Annotated in this window: 21 protein-coding genes; 20 read left to right on the top strand and 1 reads right to left on the bottom strand. The window is 63.5% G+C overall.

Going from position 1 to position 20,388, the window contains the following annotated elements; all coding sequences use genetic code 11:
• Nucleotide 1 precedes the first annotated feature (1 nt).
• The 15 genes from ACQR1I_RS19675 to ACQR1I_RS19605 all read left to right on the top strand — a co-directional run bounded on the left by ACQR1I_RS19675 (nucleotide 2) and on the right by ACQR1I_RS19605 (nucleotide 13,408).
• Entirely contained in the window at nucleotides 2-1,231 is a 1,230-nt protein-coding gene (locus ACQR1I_RS19675) for a phage tail protein I (protein ID WP_434888780.1), read from the top strand.
• A 17-nt stretch (nucleotides 1,232-1,248) separates the two neighbouring features.
• Nucleotides 1,249-3,501, top strand: coding sequence for a hypothetical protein (locus tag ACQR1I_RS19670; RefSeq protein WP_434888779.1), 2,253 nt, complete (start codon nucleotides 1,249-1,251; stop codon nucleotides 3,499-3,501).
• Nucleotides 3,502-3,731: 230 nt separating this feature from the next.
• Nucleotides 3,732-4,349, top strand: a complete 618-nt coding sequence (locus ACQR1I_RS19665) for a hypothetical protein (protein WP_434866204.1) — start codon at nucleotides 3,732-3,734, stop codon at nucleotides 4,347-4,349.
• Nucleotides 4,350-4,558: 209 nt separating this feature from the next.
• Complete coding sequence (locus ACQR1I_RS19660) at nucleotides 4,559-4,759, top strand: hypothetical protein (protein WP_434866203.1); 201 nt, start codon at nucleotides 4,559-4,561, stop codon at nucleotides 4,757-4,759.
• A gap of 6 nt (nucleotides 4,760-4,765) precedes the next feature.
• Nucleotides 4,766-5,068 carry a hypothetical protein gene (locus ACQR1I_RS19655; protein ID WP_434866202.1) on the top strand — a complete coding sequence of 101 codons (303 nt, stop codon included), beginning with the start codon at nucleotides 4,766-4,768 and terminating at the stop codon, nucleotides 5,066-5,068.
• 45 nt (nucleotides 5,069-5,113) lie between these two features.
• Nucleotides 5,114-5,422: a hypothetical protein gene (locus ACQR1I_RS19650; protein ID WP_434888778.1), complete on the top strand. Its 309-nt coding sequence runs from the start codon at nucleotides 5,114-5,116 to the stop codon at nucleotides 5,420-5,422.
• Nucleotides 5,423-5,468: 46 nt separating this feature from the next.
• A complete protein-coding gene (locus ACQR1I_RS19645) occupies nucleotides 5,469-5,747 on the top strand; it encodes a hypothetical protein (protein ID WP_434888777.1) in 279 nt (92 codons plus the stop codon).
• 79 nt (nucleotides 5,748-5,826) lie between these two features.
• The gene (locus ACQR1I_RS19640; protein ID WP_434888776.1) at nucleotides 5,827-6,621 is read left to right on the top strand and encodes a hypothetical protein; all 795 of its coding nucleotides are present in this window, start codon (nucleotides 5,827-5,829) and stop codon (nucleotides 6,619-6,621) included.
• Nucleotides 6,622-6,631: 10 nt separating this feature from the next.
• Nucleotides 6,632-6,982, top strand: a complete 351-nt coding sequence (locus tag ACQR1I_RS19635; protein WP_434888775.1) for a hypothetical protein — start codon at nucleotides 6,632-6,634, stop codon at nucleotides 6,980-6,982.
• A gap of 2 nt (nucleotides 6,983-6,984) precedes the next feature.
• Nucleotides 6,985-7,965 (top strand): hypothetical protein, encoded by a 981-nt coding sequence (locus ACQR1I_RS19630; protein ID WP_434888774.1) that lies wholly within the window; start codon nucleotides 6,985-6,987, stop codon nucleotides 7,963-7,965.
• Between the two features lie 6 nt (nucleotides 7,966-7,971).
• On the top strand, nucleotides 7,972-8,862 hold the full coding sequence (locus ACQR1I_RS19625; protein ID WP_434888773.1) for a hypothetical protein: 891 nt from the start codon (nucleotides 7,972-7,974) through the stop codon (nucleotides 8,860-8,862).
• Between the two features lie 660 nt (nucleotides 8,863-9,522).
• Complete coding sequence (locus tag ACQR1I_RS19620; RefSeq protein ID WP_434888772.1) at nucleotides 9,523-10,896, top strand: radical SAM protein; 1,374 nt, start codon at nucleotides 9,523-9,525, stop codon at nucleotides 10,894-10,896.
• A gap of 80 nt (nucleotides 10,897-10,976) precedes the next feature.
• Nucleotides 10,977-12,452 carry a phage tail protein gene (locus tag ACQR1I_RS19615; RefSeq protein ID WP_434888771.1) on the top strand — a complete coding sequence of 492 codons (1,476 nt, stop codon included), beginning with the start codon at nucleotides 10,977-10,979 and terminating at the stop codon, nucleotides 12,450-12,452.
• Nucleotides 12,453-12,479: 27 nt separating this feature from the next.
• Nucleotides 12,480-13,016 carry a phage major tail tube protein gene (locus ACQR1I_RS19610; RefSeq protein ID WP_434888770.1) on the top strand — a complete coding sequence of 179 codons (537 nt, stop codon included), beginning with the start codon at nucleotides 12,480-12,482 and terminating at the stop codon, nucleotides 13,014-13,016.
• A 14-nt stretch (nucleotides 13,017-13,030) separates the two neighbouring features.
• Entirely contained in the window at nucleotides 13,031-13,408 is a 378-nt protein-coding gene (locus tag ACQR1I_RS19605; protein ID WP_434888769.1) for a phage tail assembly protein, read from the top strand.
• Nucleotides 13,409-13,651: 243 nt separating this feature from the next.
• Here the strand turns inward: ACQR1I_RS19605 and ACQR1I_RS19600 are convergent, their stop codons facing one another.
• Complete coding sequence (locus ACQR1I_RS19600) at nucleotides 13,652-15,181, bottom strand: hypothetical protein (RefSeq protein ID WP_434888768.1); 1,530 nt, start codon at nucleotides 15,179-15,181, stop codon at nucleotides 13,652-13,654.
• Between the two features lie 352 nt (nucleotides 15,182-15,533).
• Between ACQR1I_RS19600 and ACQR1I_RS19595 the strand changes: the two genes are divergently transcribed.
• From ACQR1I_RS19595 to ACQR1I_RS19575, 5 genes are all read left to right on the top strand, one after another.
• On the top strand, nucleotides 15,534-17,753 hold the full coding sequence (locus ACQR1I_RS19595) for a hypothetical protein (protein WP_434888767.1): 2,220 nt from the start codon (nucleotides 15,534-15,536) through the stop codon (nucleotides 17,751-17,753).
• Nucleotides 17,753-18,175, top strand: coding sequence for a phage tail protein (locus ACQR1I_RS19590; RefSeq protein ID WP_434888766.1), 423 nt, complete (start codon nucleotides 17,753-17,755; stop codon nucleotides 18,173-18,175). Before ACQR1I_RS19595 ends, ACQR1I_RS19590 begins: the two co-directional genes overlap by 1 nt.
• The gene (locus ACQR1I_RS19585) at nucleotides 18,172-18,399 is read left to right on the top strand and encodes a tail protein X (RefSeq protein WP_434888765.1); all 228 of its coding nucleotides are present in this window, start codon (nucleotides 18,172-18,174) and stop codon (nucleotides 18,397-18,399) included. Before ACQR1I_RS19590 ends, ACQR1I_RS19585 begins: the two co-directional genes overlap by 4 nt.
• 181 nt (nucleotides 18,400-18,580) lie before the next feature.
• Entirely contained in the window at nucleotides 18,581-19,432 is an 852-nt protein-coding gene (locus ACQR1I_RS19580) for a phage late control D family protein (protein WP_434888764.1), read from the top strand.
• Between the two features lie 119 nt (nucleotides 19,433-19,551).
• On the top strand, nucleotides 19,552-20,385 hold the full coding sequence (locus ACQR1I_RS19575) for a glycoside hydrolase family 108 protein (protein WP_434888763.1): 834 nt from the start codon (nucleotides 19,552-19,554) through the stop codon (nucleotides 20,383-20,385).
• The last annotated feature ends 3 nt before the right edge of the window (nucleotides 20,386-20,388 follow it).

The raw sequence follows: 20,388 nt of genomic DNA, 5'->3' as shown, positions 1-20,388 counted from the left end.
GGTGGCGATCGCCTACGCCGATCATCTACTGCCGCCCAATGCGACGGCGCTGGAACAGGTCATCTCCGCGGTCAGTACGCGGGTCCAGGACATCCCAGTCCCGATCGATCTGCTGAAGCGTCCGCTGGAGGTGCCCGAACCCTTCCTGCCGGCGCTCGCCTTCGAGCTCTCGGTGGATGAATGGAAGCCCGGGTGGTCACTGACGCGGCGCCGCGCCATCACGGCAGCCTCGATCCTGCTGCACCAGAGGAAGGGCACCGCCTACACGCTGCGCGAATATGCGCGCTATGCCGACAGCAACGTGCTGAAAATCGAGCGCCCTCCGATGCGGGTATTTTCAGGGGCGTCGCTGACACGGGCGCAGCGCGAGTCCTGGCTTGCCTCGCTACCTCAGATCCGGCTGTGGCGGGTGCGCGAGCAGGGCGTGGCGGCGTCTCACAAGGCGTTTCTTGGTGGACGATCGCGCCTGAGGCAGCACTCGTCCCGGTTCTTCTTTGCCGGCACGGCGGCGACGCCATCGATCGCGAAGCAGCATCTGCAGCGCCGCGCGCGATGGGTCGTTGACGGTGTCGAGACCGACACGCGGGTCTCGAACGAAGGCTCGAACTTGCGCCTGCACATCAAAGGACAGGCCGGGCTGAAGGTATTCCCCCATCGACCGATCGGCCGGCGCTATTTCGTGGTCTCCGATGCCTGGAAGCGCATCGTCACGGTGGCGCCGACGGCAGTGCTGCCGTGGCGGTCGGCGCTCGTCCCGACGCTGCAGGCGGTCGAGAGCGAGCCCGAGCGGGTCAAGGTCGCCGGCATGCGCGGATGCTCGGTCTTCTCGGATGTGCCGATCACAGGAAGGGCGTTCTTCGTTCCTTCATCGGCAGCGCTCCGCATCTACGAGCGCTACCCGGTGCTGTTGCCCGACACCACGCCGCGACGGCCGGCGGTTCAATTCATGGGGATCGGCCGCTACGGCTTTCCGGCGCACACCGCGCGGGTCCATCTGTCGGCGCCAGGCAAGCGCAGCCAATTCGCCGCTGGCGATGGCGTGTTCGTGCCGCGCCGCCGCTTCTGGATGCCGCATGATCCCGCGCGGTTGCGCGAGGCTCGCCTCGGCATTCGGGCGTCGATGCGGCTGTCGGACAAGATCCTGCTCAGGATCGGACCCGTACCGCGCTTCGTCGCAGGAGGCGCGCCTTTCTTCGCGGATATGGACAAATTGGTCGTTGGTCAGCCCTGAACAGAGAGACATCCGAAGTGGAACGACAGATACTGTTTCGCGACTACCAGGAGCAGACCGCCCAGGACCATAAGGACCTGCAGGACTTTGCCCGCGCTTCGATCGACCACCTGGTCCAGGACAGCGTGACGAAGACCCGTCGCTACTCCGGCTTCAGCACGATCAAGTCGGCCCAGGCCGAGCTGCAGGTCCAGCCGGGGCGGTTCTATGCGAACGACGGCGCGATCTACAACCGCGCGACCACGCTGGTGCAGTCGGTCTTGACCTATCTGCCGGCTGCAGCCAAGCGCGTGATCTCGCTGACCGCCTATGGCGTCGAGAACGAGACCGACGTCGAGGAACGCGACTTCCTGGTCGATGTCGCCACCGGCCGAACCGAACCGGATGCGGTGTCCACGACCAGGTCACGTGACGCCATCCTGACCATCGTCTCGGGCGCCGAGAGTGCGGACCCGCAGCCGCCGGCGATCCCGGTGTCGAGTGTCGAGATTGCCCGCGTCCTGCTCGATCCGACCCAGGTGCTGGCGGTCACCATGATGACCGAGAACCAGGTCACTTCTACGGAGGATCTCGATATCCGTGCCGCGGTGCTGGAGGCGTTCAAGCGGCTGATCGAGCCCCGGGTTGCCTCGCTCGCCTCGGACCTCGCAGCGCTCGCCAACAAGATCAACGGCCAGGGCGAGAAGATCGACATCATCCACATCATGCAGGACCTGGCTGAGGTCAAGGAGAAGGTCCATCTGCCGGCAACGTACTCGGATTATGGAGCCTCCTACTTCATCTGGGCCGATCCCGATGTCAGCGACCTCACCGACAGCCTGCATCTCGGTTTCGACGCCAAGGTCGAGGAGGGCGTCCGCTTTCCCGATGCCGCCGCCAACGAGTTCGAGGTGACGCTGTTTTCGCAGCTGGATCAGAACGCCTCCCTGCAGGGCGGCTTCCTGCTCCCGAAATACGATCACCGGCTCAAGATCAGCACCGGCGCCTATTCGACCGATCTCGGCATGGCGCAATACGGCTACCAGACCTACGAGCTGGTCGAGAAGAAGCTGCACAAGGAGCGCATCCGCTACGGCGGCACATATATGCGCTGCGTCAATGGCGCAGTCCTGTGGTCAGGCGGCGATGCCACGACGAACGCCTGGTGGCTCGATGACTTCACCACAGAGCAATACAACGCCACCACGACCTTCGATGGGCATTGGTACCGTACCGACTATTACTGGAAGGACTCCTGGACCGTACCCTATTGGGAGTTGGAGACCATCCAGCACAACATCAACGGTGCCCAGATCGCGCAATCCTTCCTGGTCGCCAACGACATGTGGGCGACTCGGCTCGGCTTCTACGTCACCAGCAAAGCGGCGGACGAGAACATCTTTGTCTCGCTGGTCGAGGTCACGACCGGCGTCCCCGATATCAGCAAGGCGATCCTGCACCAGGTCTATCCGGCTGCCAGCATCGTTACCGGTTGGAACCGGATCGACATTCCGCCGACCTTCCTGTCCAAGGGCGGCCGCTATGCCGTGGTGCTGACCTCGGCGGCCAATCACCGGGTCGGCATGGCTTCCGGCGGTTCTTACCTGGACGGCACCTTCTTCTACTCGATGGACGGCGCCTACTATCTCGGCGACTTCACCAGGGAGTTGATGGTCGAGGTCTGGTGCGCCCAGTTCGCGGCGTCCCAGGTCACCATCGAGTTCGCGCCGATCACGCTGGACGGCGGCTTCCGCAACGTCGATCTGCAGGCGCGGATGATGGTGCCGGCCTCGACAGATCTGGTACTGGAAGTGCGGCCCAATGGCTCCGGTGAGTGGCTGCAGCTGACGCAGGACAATATCTCGGCGCTGTCGAATGCGCCACCGCTGGCGCAATTCCGGGGCCGCTTCATTGGCACCCCCGACATTGCGCCGGGCATTGCGCTCGCCGGATCGCGCTGCAAAGTGACGCGGCCGAAGACGGTGTTCACCCACATCTGGAAGAACGTGACGCTGGCGGCGTCGAGCACCCACATCTCCGTCAAGCTGGTACTCGAGCGCTTCGACGCGACGCCGCACACCTGCAACGTGACGCTTCGGGTCGGCAATGCCTGGGTGAATCCGAGCACGGTCACGACCACCCTGGTTGACGACGCGGCCAAGCGATACGAGCGGGTCTGCACTTTCAACCTGGCAGCGGCCACCAACACGTTCTCGATCCGGGCAATCGGGACGACCAACTCGCCGGCGAATCTCTTTCATATCGCCGAGGAGCTGTATTGGTCGACGTAGGTGCAAGACATGGCAAGCGAACAGCATTGCAGCGCTGCAGTGCACTTTCGTCATCTACAACTATGTCGTCATTCTGGATGGTGAAAAAACATCAGCGGTTGTGTGGCTGAGCCGCGCCGATACCCCATCCATACCTAGAGACTTGTTTACGCCGAGCAGGCGCGTAGGTTGAGCGACTGCAAAACCCGGTTCGCCTGTTCGACGATCGTGCTCCCTGCAAAGGATCGAGAATGTTCACTCGCCGAGACGTTACTCGACTTGTCGTCAAAGCACTTGGGCTGCTTGTTCTGCTAAGCACCGCAGTCACGTTACCGGGGACTATATCCATTTTTGATCAGGTCTACTCTTACTGGATGACGGCAAATACCCCGGACCGGTCTTCCGCGTTGGCTATGTCTGTCGCTGTCTATTTTGGCCCGATTGCCGTTTACACCGCGTTCGGCTGCGGCCTGATATGGTGGAGCCGCCGGTTAGTGGAGGCAACTCACCAAGGGGCTGAGGACGGAAGTTTGCCAGCGGCGTCGAACGAGTTGAAAGATATGGAAACTAGCCTCGTCACCGTCATCGGCCTGTATTTCTTGGTAGACGGGTTCTCCGAGCTGCTTCAGTTCGCGTTTCTTGGAGTGACCATCCATGAGCTGAACGGCTCGGTGAGCTTCAAATCGGTGTGGACGAATTTGAATCGTTTTGAAGTTGTGAAAATCCTTCAATTCATGGCGAAACTGACGATCGGTGCCGCGCTCGTGCTGGGAAGAGGCGCAACAGTGGCCACGCTTCGTCAGGCTCGTCACTGGGTGAAGAAGTGGCGTGCATGGCCGGACGAACCTGAACAAGTAGAGAGGGGATAGGGCGAAGTTTTCAGTAGTTCTGTCTATCCGGATCGACTTCCTTACATGAGTGCGTCCCGGCAATCGTGGCGATAACATAGAGGCAGTTGTCATTGGAGCGACGCGGGGCGCAGGGTGCGCTGGTGTGAGCGGCCGCGTCCAGCAAGACATGGCGCCGTTTCCGCAGATGATCGGGCCAACTCTCAATTCCAATCGTTGAGGTGTCAAGTATGGCGAAGACCAAAGCCGCGAGCGTTAGCGCCGGCGCAACTCTGCCCGAGAAATTCGACCTTGCGGCGCACTACAGGCTCACTCTCAACCGCGTCGTCATGAACGGCCCTAATCCGCTGCGACCTTCCCATGACGTCGTCGTCACCGGGGCCTATGCCGAGACGATCCGCGACGCCATCGACAGCGCCGATAAGCTGTAAGGCCTCATGCGCCGGTTCGAGTTTTACCGAGTCAAGCGGGGCGACAACCTCGCCGATCCCGCCTTCTGGAACGACCGTTTCCAGGATCTTGACCTGCGCATCCACCAGAACGAGCTCTACGGCAAGGAGATCGCCGGCGCGGTCGACCAGATCACGGCAGCTGCGCTTGCCCGGCTCAACGACACGTTCACGCCCGCCATCATCGAGGTCCAGCACAAGCTCGCCGATGCGACAACACTCACGGCGGAGATCAGGACGCTGCTGGAAGGCCTGCAGAACGAGCAGGCCATCGACGGCGGCACGTTCTGACCAGCGGGCGAAGGAGCCGCCATGCCCCGGTTCCGCGTGCCGCGGATGCAGACCAACGCGGCTTGGCAAATGCCGCCGATTGCATTCCGGGCGGGATCCTCGCCTCAGCCGGTCGATATCCGCGCCTGGGTGCTCGGCGGCGTCGCCCGTTCGGCAGCCGGCGCGCTGACGCTCGACCTGATCAACGGTCGGTTGATGATCGGCGATGACGGACGCCTCGCGATCAGTTTGAGCCAGGCAGACTGTGCGGCGCTCGGCGAAGGGCGGATCGACTTCGAGGTGATGCGCCTGACGCCAGAGCCAACACGGCCGCTGTTGCGGTTCGCAACCATCAATCATCAGGGGCTGACCTGACGCGGGATCGCGCTCGGTCGGAGCCGGCCGTCATTGAAGGCGACACATGCCCTCGCTCGAACCGATCGAGATCGTCATCAGCGAGGCCGAACCTGGCCCGCCTGGTCCGATGGGGCCGCCTGGACCAGCGTCGGCCTTCTTCGAGTACGTCCAGACAAGTCCGCTCACCGAGTGGATCGTCAACCACAATCTTGGCTTCCGTCCCTCAGTCGCCGTCGTGGACGACGGTGGCAACGCCGTTCTGGCAGCGGTTGCTCATCCCTCGGTCAATCAGTGCCGTATCAGCTTTGCCCTCCCGATGGCGGGCCGGGCGCGATGCTGCTGAGACGTGTTGCGGCCGCTCCCGCGCAGACGGGGCGTCTACCACCGAGCCGCATGGCAGGTGCACAGGATAAGGAGAGAACATGGCCCGCAAGGTCCTGACCAATCTTGATTTCGGGTCGGTTGCCCGCATCACCAGCCTGCCGGACGCCCAGACCCCGCAGGAGCCGGCGACGCTGGCCCAGCTCAATGCCGTCAAGGAGAACCTGGCCTGGAAGGATGATGTCCGCGTCGCCTCGACGGCGAACGTCAACATCGCGTCGCCAGGCAATACGATCGATGGCATTGCCCTCGGGAATGGCGACCGCGTGCTTTTGAAGGACCAGACCGCGGCAGCCGAGAACGGCCTCTATGTCTGGAATGGCGCGACCTCGCCATTGACCCGCGCGATGGACGCCCAAGCCGGCGCCGACTTCAACTCGGCCGTGGTCGGCATCAACGAAGGCACCGTCAACGGCGGGTCGACCTGGCGGCAGACCCAGACCGGAATCACTCTCGGTACCACGGCCATTCTATGGACGAGTTTTGGATCAGCAACGCCTGACGCCACCACGGCCACCAAGGGCAAGGCGCAACTGGCAAGCCAGGCCGACGTCGATGCCGGCACTGATACCACCAGGATCGTGACGCCTGCGACGCTGTCGAACTGGGCCGGCCGCCTGCGCAAGGCGGTCGCCACCATCGGCGACGGCTCTGCCACCCAGATCGACGTCTCCCACAATCTGAACACCAGGGATGTTCAGGTCGAGCTGAGGGCGAATTCGGGGGCATATGACTTTGCCGACTGCGCGGTCTCGCTGCCCGACGCCAACACGGCGCGGCTGAACTTTGCGGCGGCGCCCGCCGCCAATTCGTTGCGCGTGATCGTCGTCGGCTGATCGGCGATCGATGGCCGTACGACCAGACCTTTCGGCGCGCACCGCTCCGGCCGAGGTGCCCGTCGCATCGACCACTATCTGCGATCTCGGCGCGGCTGGATCCGATCGGATCGTCATCACGGGATCGAACGCCATTACGAGTTTCGGCACCGCGGCCAACCGGCGCATCCGCCTGCGCTGGGCCGGCAGCGTGACCGTGACGGCAAACCCGGCAAGCCTCGTTCTCTCCGGCGGCGCCGACATCACGACATCGCCAGGAGATATCTGGAATGTCGAGAGCGATGCCGCCGGCAACTGGCGGATGATTGGTTGCGAGCTGGCGGCGCTCGCTCCCGGCGGCGCTGATGGAGGAACCTTCTAACCATGCCCGTCGTCAAGATCCTGCGCTCGACGGTTGCCGGTCACGCGCCGGCCTCGCTTGCGTCAGGCCAGATCGCCATCAACGAGGCTGATGGCAACCTGTTCTGGTGCGATGCCTCGGGAGCCGTCCGGTCGCTCAATCTGATCTCGCTGGCCTCTACCACGCCGGCTGCCGGCGATGCCTCAACTCGAGTTGCCACGACAGCCTTCGTTAAAGCGGCCATCGACGCCCTCGTGGCGGCCGCGCCAGGAACTCTGGACACGCTGAAGGAGCTCGCCGACGCCATCGGCGATGATGCAAATTTCGCCGGCAGCATCACGGCGGCCCTTGCTAATCGGCTGCGCGTCGATGCCGCACAGTCGCTCAGCGCCGCGCAGAAAGCTCAAGCCCAGGCCAATCTTGGCCTGAACACGCTCGCGATCGCGTTTGCCAACATTGATCCGGCGGCAGTCGCCTCCCCGGCCGACGCGGCGGCTGGGACGGCGGACAACAAGCTGATGACGCCGCTCAAGGTGGGGCAGGCGGTCGCCGGCGGTGCCTTCACGTTCAAGTCGAGCGCTGCCGGCGGCAATTCGCGCGTAACCGGATTCAAGACGGCCGACGGCGCCGACATCGGCACGATCAACCGCTACAACCGCTTCACTGACGATCGCGCGAACAATTGCACTGGCTATCTCCCGACCGGAAACTGTTTAGGCAACGCGCAATGGACGCCGCCGAATGGCAATTGGTGGACTTGGGGCCTCGGCCTTTCGCCGGCCAATCCGAATGGGTTCGATTTTGCCGGCGGTGCGACCGTTTCTTATCAAGCGGTGTCGGTTGGCTTCGTCTACTCCGCGTATGGACTGACGGCCGACGAGATCGGCGGCGGCGAATATCACCGCAACTACAACAACTGCAATTGCGGGGCCTTCAACTGCTATTCCAACTGTAATTGCAACTGTAATTGCGCTTGCGACTGCAACTGTTTCACCGGCTCCTGAGGTTAAATGATCGCGCCCTCCAGCTGCCACTCCTTCTTCCTGAAAACTCCGGTCCTGGTTCTCGTGCGCCGCGACCCTCGCAAGCTGACGCTGCGCACGCTTCGCGAGGTGAAGACCGTAGCAGAGGATCCCGACCTGCTGACGCCAGCGGAGGTCGAGCGCCTTCTCAGCGAGCATGCCGACACCCGACGCTCGACCCTGTTTGGCGCACGGCGTGTCCGGGGTGAAGACCTTGCGGATCGATTGGCGGGCCGCTTGTTCGAGGAAATCGGCGGCGTCTGCCTCGATCTCGACAGCGACCTCGGCAAGCGCGAGTGGGACGATCACGCCAACTGGATCTTCCCGATGGACTTCGTCGGTCGGCCGCAGGCGCCATTCAATCGCTACGCGGCCACGAAGGAGACGAAGGCGCGGGCACCTCGACATCTCGCAATCCTCGGGCGGAATTGTCCGCTGCAGGTCCATGTGCCCTTCGCGAGCTGCGACTTCCTGACCAGCAGTTTTAGCATCGCGCTTCATCCGGAATTCGGGCTTGTCGGCAACCTCGATCCGGGTGCCGAGATGACCAAACAGGACAATCTGAACGATGCCCGGCCGGCGTTCGCGGATATTGCCCTCACTGCCGACAGCCTCGATCTCAAGTCCGATGCGTATGCGACTGTGACGGCCCAACTGGTCGACGTTTCCGGCAGCGAGATCACCGAAGCTGACGCAGAACTCCATCTTGAGGCGACTGGGGGCTATCTGCCCAAACAGCGTGTCACAACGCAGCAAGGCCGCGTGCAATTCCGGGTCGGCGCGCTCGGGCTCTTAGCCGGCGACAGCTTTCGGGTGAAGGCGGGTTTCCGGCATTTTACCGGCGTGAGCGAGCTGACGTTCCGGGTGGTTCAAGCATGATCCATGCTGCCGCCTTGCATCCCGACCGCCCGCGCAATCCGAAGATGGCGCGACACTGCGAGGCTATCTGCGGTTTCTGGAGCGGCGACTGCAAAACCGCTGGGCATCACCTGGCTGGATGTGAATCTTGGAGACCGGATCGACGATGGCCATCTGCCGTTTGATGCATGCGGCTTCGGACTCACCCTCCTGAGTATCGACTTTCGTTCCTTCGGGTGTCGTTGCTCCGATCCCTCTCGAACGTGCTACCGCGGGGGCCGCCGAAGCGAGGGCGAGTACAGTAGAGAAAGCGGTCACCAATATGGCTATCGATCTAATGTTCATGACACCTTCCTCTTGACTGGCTGGGTGTTGCGGACATCCGCATTTCAGTCGTTTCAGCAACGCGCGTTGCCGGAATGTCTTCGTGAAGGGGCTCTTGGTAGGCAAACTATCTCGATCGATAATGTCTGAAGCTTCAAAGCGGCCGGCCAAAGCCACGGAACGAGGTACCAAGAGTGCTCGCAGGGTCATCTAGTCCCGCAAGGACAGATCCTGTCAATAGCGGTCATATCTTGCAATGTCCTCCGGATCGGCTTGGGCCGCTCCGTAACACGCCACCTTGCGTGATAGTTACGATCTGGATGATAGCTCGCTAACACAAGAATGAGGTTCGCTCGCGTGACGACCCTGAACGAATTCCGGCTCGCGATGGCGGGCCGGAACGGCTATCTGCGCCGACTTCTCTACCGGCCACATACGTCGGAACTGCTCTGGGAGGACACCGACGAGCGCATCGACCTGAGTGCCGTCGGCATGAGCTACGATCCCGCACCGCCGGACTGGACACCGGCCGAGATCGTCTCACCCGAACACCCCGGCCGCAAGAGCGGCAGAATTCGTACGCTCAAGATGCAGCTCGGGCTCAAATGCAATTATGCATGTGCCTATTGCAACCAGGGGGCACAGCCGCACGAGCGCGGAGGCAACGTCGAGGACGTCCACGCCTTCCTGCGCAAGCTGCCTGATTGGTTCGATGGCGGCGAGAATGGCGACGGCTCCGGGGTAAGGTTCGAGTTCTGGGGTGGCGAACCCCTGGTCTATTGGAAACAGCTGCGGGTGCTCGCCGGCGCCCTGCGCTCGGCCTATCCCAAGACAAAATTCAACATCATCACCAATGGCTCCCTGCTCGATGATGAGAAGATCGAGTGGCTGGATAGGCTGGGCTTCGACGTCGGCATCAGCCACGACGGCCCGGCGATGCGATTTCGGGGACCCGACCCGCTCGACGAGCCCAGATCCCGCGACGCGATCCGCCGTCTCTACGATCGTCTGAAACCTTGGGGGCGGATCGGCTTCAATTGCGTGCTGCACAAGCACAATACCTCGCTCGTCGCCATCCGCGAGCACATCGCCGCGCGTCTGGCCCTGCCGCCCGGCGAAATCCCGCTCTCCACCGAGGAGATCCTGCTGCCCTATGACGAAGGCGGCATGGGTCTGTCGCCGGCGACGGAAGCAGAACACGGCGCCTATCGCGAGGCGATCTTCTGGGAGGCCGTCCGCGGCCAGAGCATGTCGGTGACCACCGTTCGCTCGAAAATCGAAAGCTTCTTCCGGTCGATCGCGCAAGGCCGGCCGGCCTCCACGCTCGGTCAGAAGTGCGGCATGGACCGGTCCGACAACATCGCTGTCGACCTCAAGGGCAATGTCCTGACCTGCCAAAACACCAGCGCTGCCACCCGACATCGCATCGGCTCGATCGAGGCCTTCGAGGATATCAGGCTCGACACCGCTCACCATTGGTCGACGCGCGAGGAATGCGGACGCTGTCCGGTGCTCCAGCTCTGTCAGGGCGCTTGCCTGTTCCTGGAAGACCGGCTCTGGCGCCAGGCCTGCGACAACAGTTTTGAGCACAATCTCGCGGTCCTCGCCGGCGCACTCTACTGGCTGACCAGGCTGGTACTGGTCGAGATCGAGGGCCCGTTGCTGCGACGCGAGGATTTGCCGAGGCGCATCCCCGTCATCTCGCTGCCAGCCGCAACTGCGGCCGTCTGACCGCAACGTTCCGCACCATCGACATGGCAACCGCGCGGGTCGCGCGGCCGACCGCCTGTGTCTAAAAAGGAGAGACCGGAATGACCGAGCCGACCTTCGGCATCAGCTTCCTGGCCGACGACAACGAGCCGCGTCCTGCCGTCGGCTCCGACCTGTCGGTGGTCGGCATCGTCGCGCCGTCGCCGCAGGCAGATGCCACCGCGTTTCCGCTCGATACTCCGGTCCTCGTGTTCTCCGACCAGGCTGCGACCACGGCCAAGCTCGGTCCCGGTCCGATCTATGATGCCCTCCAGGCGATCAACGGCCAGCTCGCGGAGTTGCAGATCGCCGCCAAGGTGGTGGTGGTCAGGGTCGCCGAGGGCGCCAATCCCGCCGCGACCGTCGCCAATATCGTCGGCGACGCCAACGCCAAGACCGGCATCCACGCGCTCCTGGACGCCGGGACCATCCTGGGCGTGGTGCCGCGGCTGATCTGCGCGCCAGGCTATACCGGATTGCGCTTTGGCGGCATCGATCACTTCTCGAACCTTCAGGGCGGCGAGAACTATGTTGCCCCGCCCAAAGTTGTTCTCACTGGCGGCACGCCGGTCCGTGCCGCGCAAGCGACCGCCAAGCTCACAGGCGGCGCGGTCTCCGGCATCAGCATCGAGGACCCCGGCGAGTATCTGACGCCGCCCGTGGTGAACTTCGAAGGCGGCGGGGGCACCGGCGCCGCGGCAACGGCCGCACTGGAGCAACTGGCCAATCCGATCTGCACCGCGCTCCCCGCGGTTCTCGACAAGTTGCTGGGCGTTGCGGTGGTCGATGGGCCCGGCACGAACAGGCAGGAAGCCGTCGACTGGCGCGAAACCATTTCGTCCAAGCGCATCATTCCCGTCGAGCCCGCAACCAAGATCATGGCGGCGGATGGCAGCATCGCGATCAAGCCTCTGTCGCCCTACGTCATCGGGCGGGCGGTCCGGCGCGACTACGAGAAGGGCGGCTTCCCGTTCCATTCCTGGGCCAACCAGCCGATCAACGGCATCGTCGGCCCGAGCCGCGGCATCGCGTTTTCGCTGACGGACGGCGCCACGGAGGGCCAGGACCTGCTCGCCAACAATATCGGCGTGCTGATCCGCGGCGAGGCCGGTGTCGAAACTGCCATCGCCGATGGCGGCTTCGTCTATGTCGGGACCGACACTTGTGCCGATGACGACCTCTGGCGGTTCTATAACGTCGTGCGCGGGCGGGACTACATCCACCTCATGTTCCTGCGGACGCTCCGCTACTACCTCGGCAAGTTCAATATCACCGGCCAGACCGTGCAGTCGGTCCTGAACACCATGGAATTCGCTCTGCGGGACCTCAAGGCCGACCAGCATGTGCTGGGTTACACGGTCGGCTTCACCAAGGACCAGAACTCCCCGGAGAGCTTGCGCCTGGGCAAGTTCACCGTCCGCTTCCAGGCCGAGGAGCCCCCGGTCCTGCGCCGCCTGGTGATCCAGTCCGCCCGTTACAGGCCGGCGCTCGATGCGCTGCTGAACGATCTTCTGACCCAGCTCGAGCTCGCCGCTTGATCGCGGCCCATCCACCTGAGAGGCCTGATGTCCAATCTCTACGTCTGGGAAGCCGCCAACCTGTTTTGCGGCGACGAGGATCCCACGAAATCGAAGCACCTGACGCTGCAGAACCTCCGCCTGCCGACCTTGGAGGAGATCTTCCAGGACCATCACGCCGGAGGGGCGCGGGTCGCCATCGAGGTGGGTCTCGGGATCAAGAAGCTGGAGCCCACCTTCAAGCTGGTTGGCTGGGACCCCGACCTGCTGTCCCAGTTCGGTCTCGGCGCCAAGGGAAAGAAGCGCTTCACCGCCTACCAGATCATCCGTGACAAGCGCGCCGGTACCGCGATCGAGGGCAAGGCCGTGATCGAGGGACGGCTCGGCAAGATCGCGCCCGACGAGTTCAAGCGCGGTGACCTCCTGGCCAACGACTACGCGATCAACGAGGTCACGCACTACGAGCTCTACTTCGATCGCCGGGAGAAGTTCTACTGGGACTTCTTCATCAATTCCGTGCGCATCGACGGCGTCGACCAGAACAGCGACGAGAACACGATCCTGCGCGTGCCGGCGTCGGTTTGATGTGGGAGGGAAGCATGACGAGCGATGCGAGCAGACAGGCGTCCGATGAACCTGCACAGGCAGGGCCGGAGCTGCCGCGTTTCGTCGGGGGCAAGCCGCGGTCGCGCGATGTGCTGCTTGATTGGCCCCTGCAGTACGATGGCAAGATCTACGATCGGATCACCGTCCGGCGTATGACGACAGCGGAGGTTGGGGAGTTCGTAGCGGCGGCATCGACCGAAGCCGGGTCAGATATGCGGCTCCCAATGTTCGACTGTCCGCCCGAGATCATCGATGCGCTCGATCCAGATGACGCGGAAAAGGTCAACGAGGCCGTCAGAGATTTTTTGCCCCGCCTCTTGCGGCAGGCGGACGCGCCGAACCAGCAAAATGGCGAGAATATTCCGCGATAGTTGCAAGCGGCCTCAGCACCCCGATTCCGAATTTGCTCGCGATGCAATGGGACGAACTGCTGGCGTGGTACGAATGCGCACACGCGCTTGAGGCGCTCAAGATCCAGCATATTGGTTAGACCGATGCCGGGTATGTCCGCAGTACCCCCAGGCAGCCGACGACTTATTTCAATGGCGAGGGACGGCAGAGTCGGGATCGCTGGCGTCTATCACCGGCACATCGAAAGTTGAGTGTCGGAACTCTTAACTCCGGCCGAACCTTAATTTATCAAGCAGTTCTCGCCGAAGGAAATCCGCGACATTTTTGCATGTCTCCTCGGACGTGGTCGAGTTCTCGCCGCGATACCAGCCGAACGTCGTCAACATTGGCGGAAAGGTCGGCGGCGGGTTTCGCGCCGTATAGCTCGCAGCAACGAGTTGCGTCCCACCACTTCCAAACGCCAAGATCTCAACTGGCGGCGAATGATTGTCGAGGGGGACTCCATCTCCGAAGCTTGGCGGTCGCTCGGGGAATCGAACGAGCACATATTCGGCCGGTGCGCCGTCCACGGCTACACCCTTGTTCACCGGCGCATTGGCTGTTGTCCGCGTGTACCGGAGATAAGGACCCCAGCTTTTCCAACGCCGCCCGTGAGTCAAGACCTCGCCCACGCCGCGGTCGGCGGAGAGGATGCTGCTCCGCGCACAATTGATGAGCGACCCTTCTTCGCCTTCAACGACTACGACGTCGGCCTGCGCGGGCAGGGCAACCTTGGGAATTGCCGCAATCGCCTCTCTTTCGCGCGCTTTCGCCGTGAGGACCGACGAGAGCGACGTCGCCCAGAGGCCGAATGGGATTAGCGCGACAAAGAGTACGGTGACCGCGACTGCGTCCCGCCTCGCCGTCAACCGCAGGACCGCCGCGACCAGTGCCGTATAGATCAGGAATGTTGGCACGTAGAACAGCAACAGATTGGCCGCAAGCGCTATCAGCACCATTGGTACGGGCATGAGGCTGGTCGACAGGAGCGTCCATAGCAGAACCGCGCAGGCGATTGCCGGGCCGATCAGCGCCGCGCGGCCTGGTCGCCAGAGGTTCGGCGTCTCCAAGATGGGGACCGAAGGCGGTGACGGTATTGCGGAAGCGATAGGATGCGGTCGCCAAACGCGATAGGCCGCCAACACCAGAAAGACCGGCATCGTGTATGCCGCGTAGGACGTAAGCATGATCGCCACATAACGGACCATGGATGCCAAGGCGGCGAGCGGAATGACGCCTGCGCGCAGCACGGCACTGACCGACAACAATGCGGCCAAGATCAGAAGTGACCTGTCCAGGAGGCGGCTTCCGCCGTTACGAAGGGCATCGCGTGATGGGACTCCAAGCAGGGCCATCAGCGCCGTTCCGAACAGAGCCCAGATCGGTGGATTAGCTGCTAGGTTGCCCATCGACATTGGATGAGTCGGATCCATCCCGGCATACTGCAGGAACGCCTCGTCGCCAATCAACATCAGCGGCGGAAACGCACCCAGCCACGGGCGGAGTCCGACATCGCGCGTCCTGCGGACACATGCGCTTAGGACCATTGCGACGGCAGCAACAAAAAGTATCGGCCGAAAGATCGAGGGCGCAATGTGCGTGACGACGCCGCATGCGAGGCCACAATCAGACGCGAGCACGATCACGCGTGAAAGATATGGCGAAAGAAGGATCGTTCCGACCAGAAGCGCGATCGCAATTGTCGACCTCCGGGCGTAAGCCGCTCGATCAAGAAAGCCGGTCCAGACGAACATGAACACACCTTGTTGTGCAAATTGCAGCAACGCCGCCCGACGTCCACATGTTGCATAGGGAAATTAATGCTTCTTTGTGTGATTGTCTCGATATCGCTGTCAAACAGCTCATGAGAACCGCTTTGGATCACGTGCTGCCAGTCTGGGTGCGGCGATGCCAGGGGTGGTCCACTTCTAACAGCTGCCGACTGGTTGCGCCTCGAGGTTGTGGCAGCCCAGAGCTATTCGCGCCCGACGCGGCGCGCTTTTGGCTTTCGAAACGCTCACGACACAGACGTAAATCCAATGCGCCAGCGTGGATCGCGCTTAGGTACTCCGTGTCCCCTACTCTGAAATTCTGAGATCCCACACAATGCCCAGCCTGACCTCTCAGCTCATCATCTCGCTGATTGATCAGGTTAGCACACCCGCGAAGAAGGCAGCCCAGGCTCTAGCCGGCCTCGGCAAGGCCACTGCAGGCCTCGGCGACAGCAAGGGCGCCGATCGCCTCGCGAAGTCGCTGCAGAATGTCGGGAAAGCCGCGGCAACGGCCGGCAAAGGTTTTCAGGCCGATTGGTCGCGCGGGTTCACTCAGCAGGTCGATCGGCTTAATCTCAAGGCCAAGGATCTCGACCGGATCAAGCAGTCCTGGCGGGAGTTGCTCGCGACCCTCAATGCCGGTGGCCGGGTGAACCTTGCTGCGGCGGCGACCTCGATGGAGGCATGGGAACGCCGGACGCTGGCGAGCCTGCGGCGCGTCGGACGGGAGCAGGAGCAGATGGGCCGGGCCGCTCGCGCGTTTCGCCATGTGATGGCGCCCTATGTGACGGCCTACACGGTTGAGCGATATGGCCGCACGGCCGTCGAGAAGGCGGCGGAATTGCCGCGCGAGAAGGCGAGGCAGTGGCTCGCCGGCATGACGCCGGAGGAGACGGCCCGCGCCGTGGCCCTGTCGCGCAATCTGTCGCAGCAGTTTCCGTCGGTGGGCCAGGTCGACGTCATGGAACGGCTGCGCACGGCGGTTGGCACCTTCGGCGATTTCCATCACGCGGAGACGGCGCTGCCGTCGATAGTTCGATCGCTCGTGGTGCTGAGCTCGCTGCGCGGACTGGACCGGGCAGCCGTTGACCTCGACAACGTCATCAAGGGGCTCGAGGGGGCTGGGAAGGCGATCGATCCCGGACAGTTTCAGTCGATCCTGAATTCCTTCGTGAAGGGCGCCTCGCTGTTCGGCAACACGATCACTGGGGAGGATATCCGGACTTATTTCACGCGCGCGAAGGCGTCCAAATACGGATTGAGCCAGGACTACCTGGCCGGCGTCGTGCCGACCATGATCCAGCACGAGACCGCCGCCCAGTTCGGGACGTCGCAGGCCTCGGCCTTCTCTGCCCTGATCGGAGGACGGCAGACCAAGGCAGCCCAGGCAGTGATGCGCCGCTACGGTCTGCTCGGCGACGACGGCCGCGTGATCGCGGAAAGCCAGCTCGTGGCCAACCCCTTCGAATGGGCGACCAGATATCTCAAGCCGCACCTCGCCGCGAAGGGTCTCACGATCGACGAGGCCAACCGCGAATCCTTGATCGCGGAAGTGCAGCGCATGTTCAGCAATCGCAATGTCGGCGAGTTCTTCACCGCGATGCTGATCCAGGAGCAGGTGATCCGGAAGGACATGGAGCGGCTCAAGGCCGCCAAGGGCATGGAGGCGGCAGAGGATTTGCGGTCGAAAGATCCGTTCGTGGCGCTGGCAGGCGTCAGGGAGCAGATGGTCAACTTCGTCCAGACCATCGGCGGCCCGCATGGCGAGAAGGCGGCCTCTGTTCTGAACGCGATGGCAGATGCGATCGGTCGTCTCTCGAAATCGCTCGGTGACGATCCGACCAAGGCCGGGGCCGTCGGCGCCGTCGTGGGCGGCACGGCCGCTGCCGGTGGCGGCTATCTGTCCTGGCTGCTGGGCAAGAAGGGGCTGCAGTGGCTGCGCGGCGACGGCGCGGCGGAGGCTGCCGGCACCGCACGCTCGGTTGCCGGGAGCGCGGCGAGCAAGGCGGGATCGCTGCTTCGCCTGTTCCCATGGCTCGGCGGCGCGCTCTCGATCGCCACCACACCCGACATCATGGCGAAGACCCGGGATGGCCGCTCCTGGGAGGAATATCACCGTGACAGGATCGAACGTCTGAAACTGATGGCGCCGGTCCCGGACTACACATTCGGGTATTCGGGCCGGCTCAAGCAGAAGCCGCTGGAGCGCAGTCCGGGCTTTACGGCCGTGCCCGGCGGCTTCAACGACATCATTGGCCTATCGCCGCTGAGCCGCAAGCTCACCGATGAATTGAAGGGCAGGTCCGACGAAGCCGGCCAGGCCGGCCGCGAGTCGGGCCAGAAATTTCGCGAGAACTTGATCGAGGAGCTGATGCAGGCCGAGCGCCAGGTGCGGGACATCATCGGCCGCATTCGCTCGCAGCTCGACTTCACCGCGCGCCCGAGCGTGGCTCCGACCTTTGCGCCAGCGCCGGCCGCCCCCAGTGCCAGTCCCACCCGCGCCGCGGCCCGCGGTCTCTACTCCGACTATGATCTGGCCGGAGATATCGCCTGATGCTGATGGCGCTCGGGCCCGTCACCTTCGAGATCGCACCGTTCAATCCGCAGTCGACCGATCGCACGACGCAAGCGTCCTGGGTCGAAAAGTCCGTCATCGGCCGGCGACCGCCGCTGGAATTCACCGGCGACGGGCCGGAGACGATCAGGATCGACGCAAAACTGTTTCCGGAAAAGTTCGGCGGCCTGTCGTCGCTTACGACGCTGGACGCGATGCGCGCGTCGGGCGTTCCGCATTTTCTGATGCGGGGCGATGGCGTGCCGCAGGGCTGGTTCGTGGTCGAGCAGGTCAGCGAAAAATCCGCCTATCTCGACGCCCACGGCGTCGGCCGCGTGATCGAAATCGAGATCTCCTGCAAACGCGCCGATGCGCCAGGCGCCGACGGCTACATGGCGGCGCTGCTGAGCCTGATCGGATGAGCGCGGTGCAGATCATCCGCGTCGCGGGCGAGGGCGTCTCGCTCGACCTCCTGATCTGGCGGGAATACCGACGCCCGATGCCTGGCCTGATCGAGGCGGTGCTTGACAGCAATCCAGGACTGGCGGCGCTCGGGCCCATTCTGCCTGTGGGAACGCTGGTGAAGCTGCCGCTCGTGACGCCTGCGCCGGTTGCCGAACTTGCCGTAGTGCGTCTGTGGACCTGAGATGACGGCGGATCTTGCGATCTACCGTGTCCTCGTCAACGGCAATGACATCAGCAATCTGCTCAATCCGATCCTGCTGAGCCTGCGGGTCCATGACGCCGCGGGGACCGCTAGCGACACCGCCGAAATCGATATCGACGACAGCAACGGTCGCATCGCCTTTCCCCGTGACGGCGCCTACATGGCCATCGACCTCGGCTGGCGATCGAGCGGCATTGCCCGGGTTTTCGAGGGCACGGTCGACGACGTGAAGTCGCGGGGTGCACGGGGCGAAGGGCGGACTCTGCACATCTCGGCCAAGAGCGCCGATACCCGGACCAGAACCAAGCAGCACCGCGAGAAACATTGGGACAAGCAGAGCCTTGGGACGGTCATGCAGGATGCCGCCAGTCTTGCCGGGCTCACCATGATGGTTGATCCCGCCCTTGGCTCCCTTCAGCGCGACTGGTGGGGCATGACGGCGGAAAGCTTCCTGCATTTTGGGCACCGGATCGCCCGCGACGTCGGCGGGACGTTCAAGGTGTTCGGCCGGCGCGCCATTCTGGCCAAGCGCAATTCCGGCTTGTCCGTTTCAGGTGCGACGCTGTCGACCGTCACGGCACAATGGGGCGTCAATCTGATCAATTGGGATATTGCGCCCGTGGTCGGCCGGCCGCGATACGCGAAGGTGCGCGCGCGCTGGTACGACAGCAAGCAAGCCAGGTGGAAGGAAGAGGCCGCCGATGTCGAGGACCGGTCGGCGGAAGCCGAGGCCACCACGCGCTTTACCAGACCCACCAAGGACGAGGCGGAGCGCGCGGCTGAGAACGGCAAGACCGCCTCTGAGCGCAACCGGGGCGAGGGTACGGTCCGCATCCTCGGCAACATCAACGCTCAACCAGAAGGGGCCTGTCTCGTCATCGGAGCGCGGCCTGGCATCGACGGCCTCTACCGGATCGATGTCGTCGATCATGAGCTTTCGCGCTCGGACGGGTTCACCACCACGCTGTCGCTGAAGCAGCCGCAAGGCGACGCCGGCAAGGACAGCCGGTGAATCGGTAGTGGTCGAGCCGCCATCCCGGCTTCATTCCGAGGAGCGCGCATCCCTGCGATCTCGTCCAATCCGTTCAGCCGCCCCACGGGGCGGCTTTTTTGTGCCTGGAGAAAACCGACATGGCGGCTTCGACCTACGACGAGGCGCTTCGGCGCCTGCTTCTTCATGAGGGCGGTTACACCAACCATCCCTCTGATCCCGGCGGCCCCACGAATTACGGCATCACGATCGCCGACTACCGCAGATATGTGCAGCCGAACGCGACCGCCGCCGACGTCAGGGCGATGACCCTTGATGAGGCCAAGGCGATCTATCGTCGGCGTTACTGGGACGCTCAGCGCTGCGACGAACTGCCTGGCGGCGTCGACTACAGCATTCTCGACTACGGCGTGAACTCCGGCATCAGCCGCAGCGGCAAGGTGCTGCGCCGGATCGTCGGCCTTCCCGATCACACGCATCTGGTGACCGACGAGGTGTTGCATGCAGTCGCTGGCCGAGATCCCAGGGCGCTGATCAATGCCGTCAACGTCGAGCGATTGGCCTTCCTCAAGAGCTTGAAGACGTGGCCTGTGTTCGGCCGCGGCTGGGCGCGTCGGGTCGACGATGTCAATTCCGCGAGCCTTCGGATGACGAGCAATGGTGTGCCCGCCTCGGCGACCTTCCGACCCAACACGCCGGCACCTCATATCGCGCAGGCTCCCGGCAAGGGCGTCGTGCCGGCGCCGGCTGGGATGAGGAAGCTCATCGTCGGCGCTGGAGCCGCTGCTCCCGTCGCGGCCGGCGGCGGCTTCATCGGCTGGATCATCGCCCATCCGTTCGAAAGCGCCGCGCTCGGCTGTGGCGTCGCCTTGGCCGTGGGCGGCTCGCTCTCTGCTCTCAATCGCCGTTACCGGAGCCAGCAGGATGCCGCCACTCCTGCAACGCCCATCGTTCCCGAACTCACCACCGCCTGAAAC

Origin of the sequence: Bradyrhizobium sp. HKCCYLS2038 (genome assembly GCF_051167655.1) — a bacterium.
GTDB lineage: Bacteria > Pseudomonadota > Alphaproteobacteria > Rhizobiales > Xanthobacteraceae > Bradyrhizobium.
Note: the sequence above shows the minus strand (reverse complement) of the source record. Positions and strands in the feature narration are given on the sequence as shown.

Excerpts from the sequence above, each read along its gene's own strand:
- ACQR1I_RS19665 (WP_434866204.1), top strand. The coding sequence starts at position 3,732 with ATGTTCACTCGCCGAGACGTTACTCGACTTGTCGTCAAAGCACTTGGG.
- ACQR1I_RS19660 (WP_434866203.1), top strand. The coding sequence starts at position 4,559 with ATGGCGAAGACCAAAGCCGCGAGCGTTAGCGCCGGCGCAACTCTGCCC.
- ACQR1I_RS19655 (WP_434866202.1), top strand. The coding sequence starts at position 4,766 with ATGCGCCGGTTCGAGTTTTACCGAGTCAAGCGGGGCGACAACCTCGCC.
- ACQR1I_RS19650 (WP_434888778.1), top strand. The coding sequence starts at position 5,114 with ATGCAGACCAACGCGGCTTGGCAAATGCCGCCGATTGCATTCCGGGCG.
- ACQR1I_RS19645 (WP_434888777.1), top strand. The coding sequence starts at position 5,469 with ATGCCCTCGCTCGAACCGATCGAGATCGTCATCAGCGAGGCCGAACCT.
- ACQR1I_RS19640 (WP_434888776.1), top strand. The coding sequence starts at position 5,827 with ATGGCCCGCAAGGTCCTGACCAATCTTGATTTCGGGTCGGTTGCCCGC.
- ACQR1I_RS19635 (WP_434888775.1), top strand. The coding sequence starts at position 6,632 with ATGGCCGTACGACCAGACCTTTCGGCGCGCACCGCTCCGGCCGAGGTG.
- ACQR1I_RS19630 (WP_434888774.1), top strand. The coding sequence starts at position 6,985 with ATGCCCGTCGTCAAGATCCTGCGCTCGACGGTTGCCGGTCACGCGCCG.
- ACQR1I_RS19625 (WP_434888773.1), top strand. The coding sequence starts at position 7,972 with ATGATCGCGCCCTCCAGCTGCCACTCCTTCTTCCTGAAAACTCCGGTC.
- ACQR1I_RS19615 (WP_434888771.1), top strand. The coding sequence starts at position 10,977 with ATGACCGAGCCGACCTTCGGCATCAGCTTCCTGGCCGACGACAACGAG.
- ACQR1I_RS19610 (WP_434888770.1), top strand. The coding sequence starts at position 12,480 with ATGTCCAATCTCTACGTCTGGGAAGCCGCCAACCTGTTTTGCGGCGAC.
- ACQR1I_RS19605 (WP_434888769.1), top strand. The coding sequence starts at position 13,031 with ATGACGAGCGATGCGAGCAGACAGGCGTCCGATGAACCTGCACAGGCA.
- ACQR1I_RS19600 (WP_434888768.1), bottom strand. The coding sequence starts at position 15,181 with ATGTTCGTCTGGACCGGCTTTCTTGATCGAGCGGCTTACGCCCGGAGG.
- ACQR1I_RS19595 (WP_434888767.1), top strand. The coding sequence starts at position 15,534 with ATGCCCAGCCTGACCTCTCAGCTCATCATCTCGCTGATTGATCAGGTT.
- ACQR1I_RS19590 (WP_434888766.1), top strand. The coding sequence starts at position 17,753 with ATGCTGATGGCGCTCGGGCCCGTCACCTTCGAGATCGCACCGTTCAAT.
- ACQR1I_RS19585 (WP_434888765.1), top strand. The coding sequence starts at position 18,172 with ATGAGCGCGGTGCAGATCATCCGCGTCGCGGGCGAGGGCGTCTCGCTC.
- ACQR1I_RS19580 (WP_434888764.1), top strand. The coding sequence starts at position 18,581 with ATGGCCATCGACCTCGGCTGGCGATCGAGCGGCATTGCCCGGGTTTTC.
- ACQR1I_RS19575 (WP_434888763.1), top strand. The coding sequence starts at position 19,552 with ATGGCGGCTTCGACCTACGACGAGGCGCTTCGGCGCCTGCTTCTTCAT.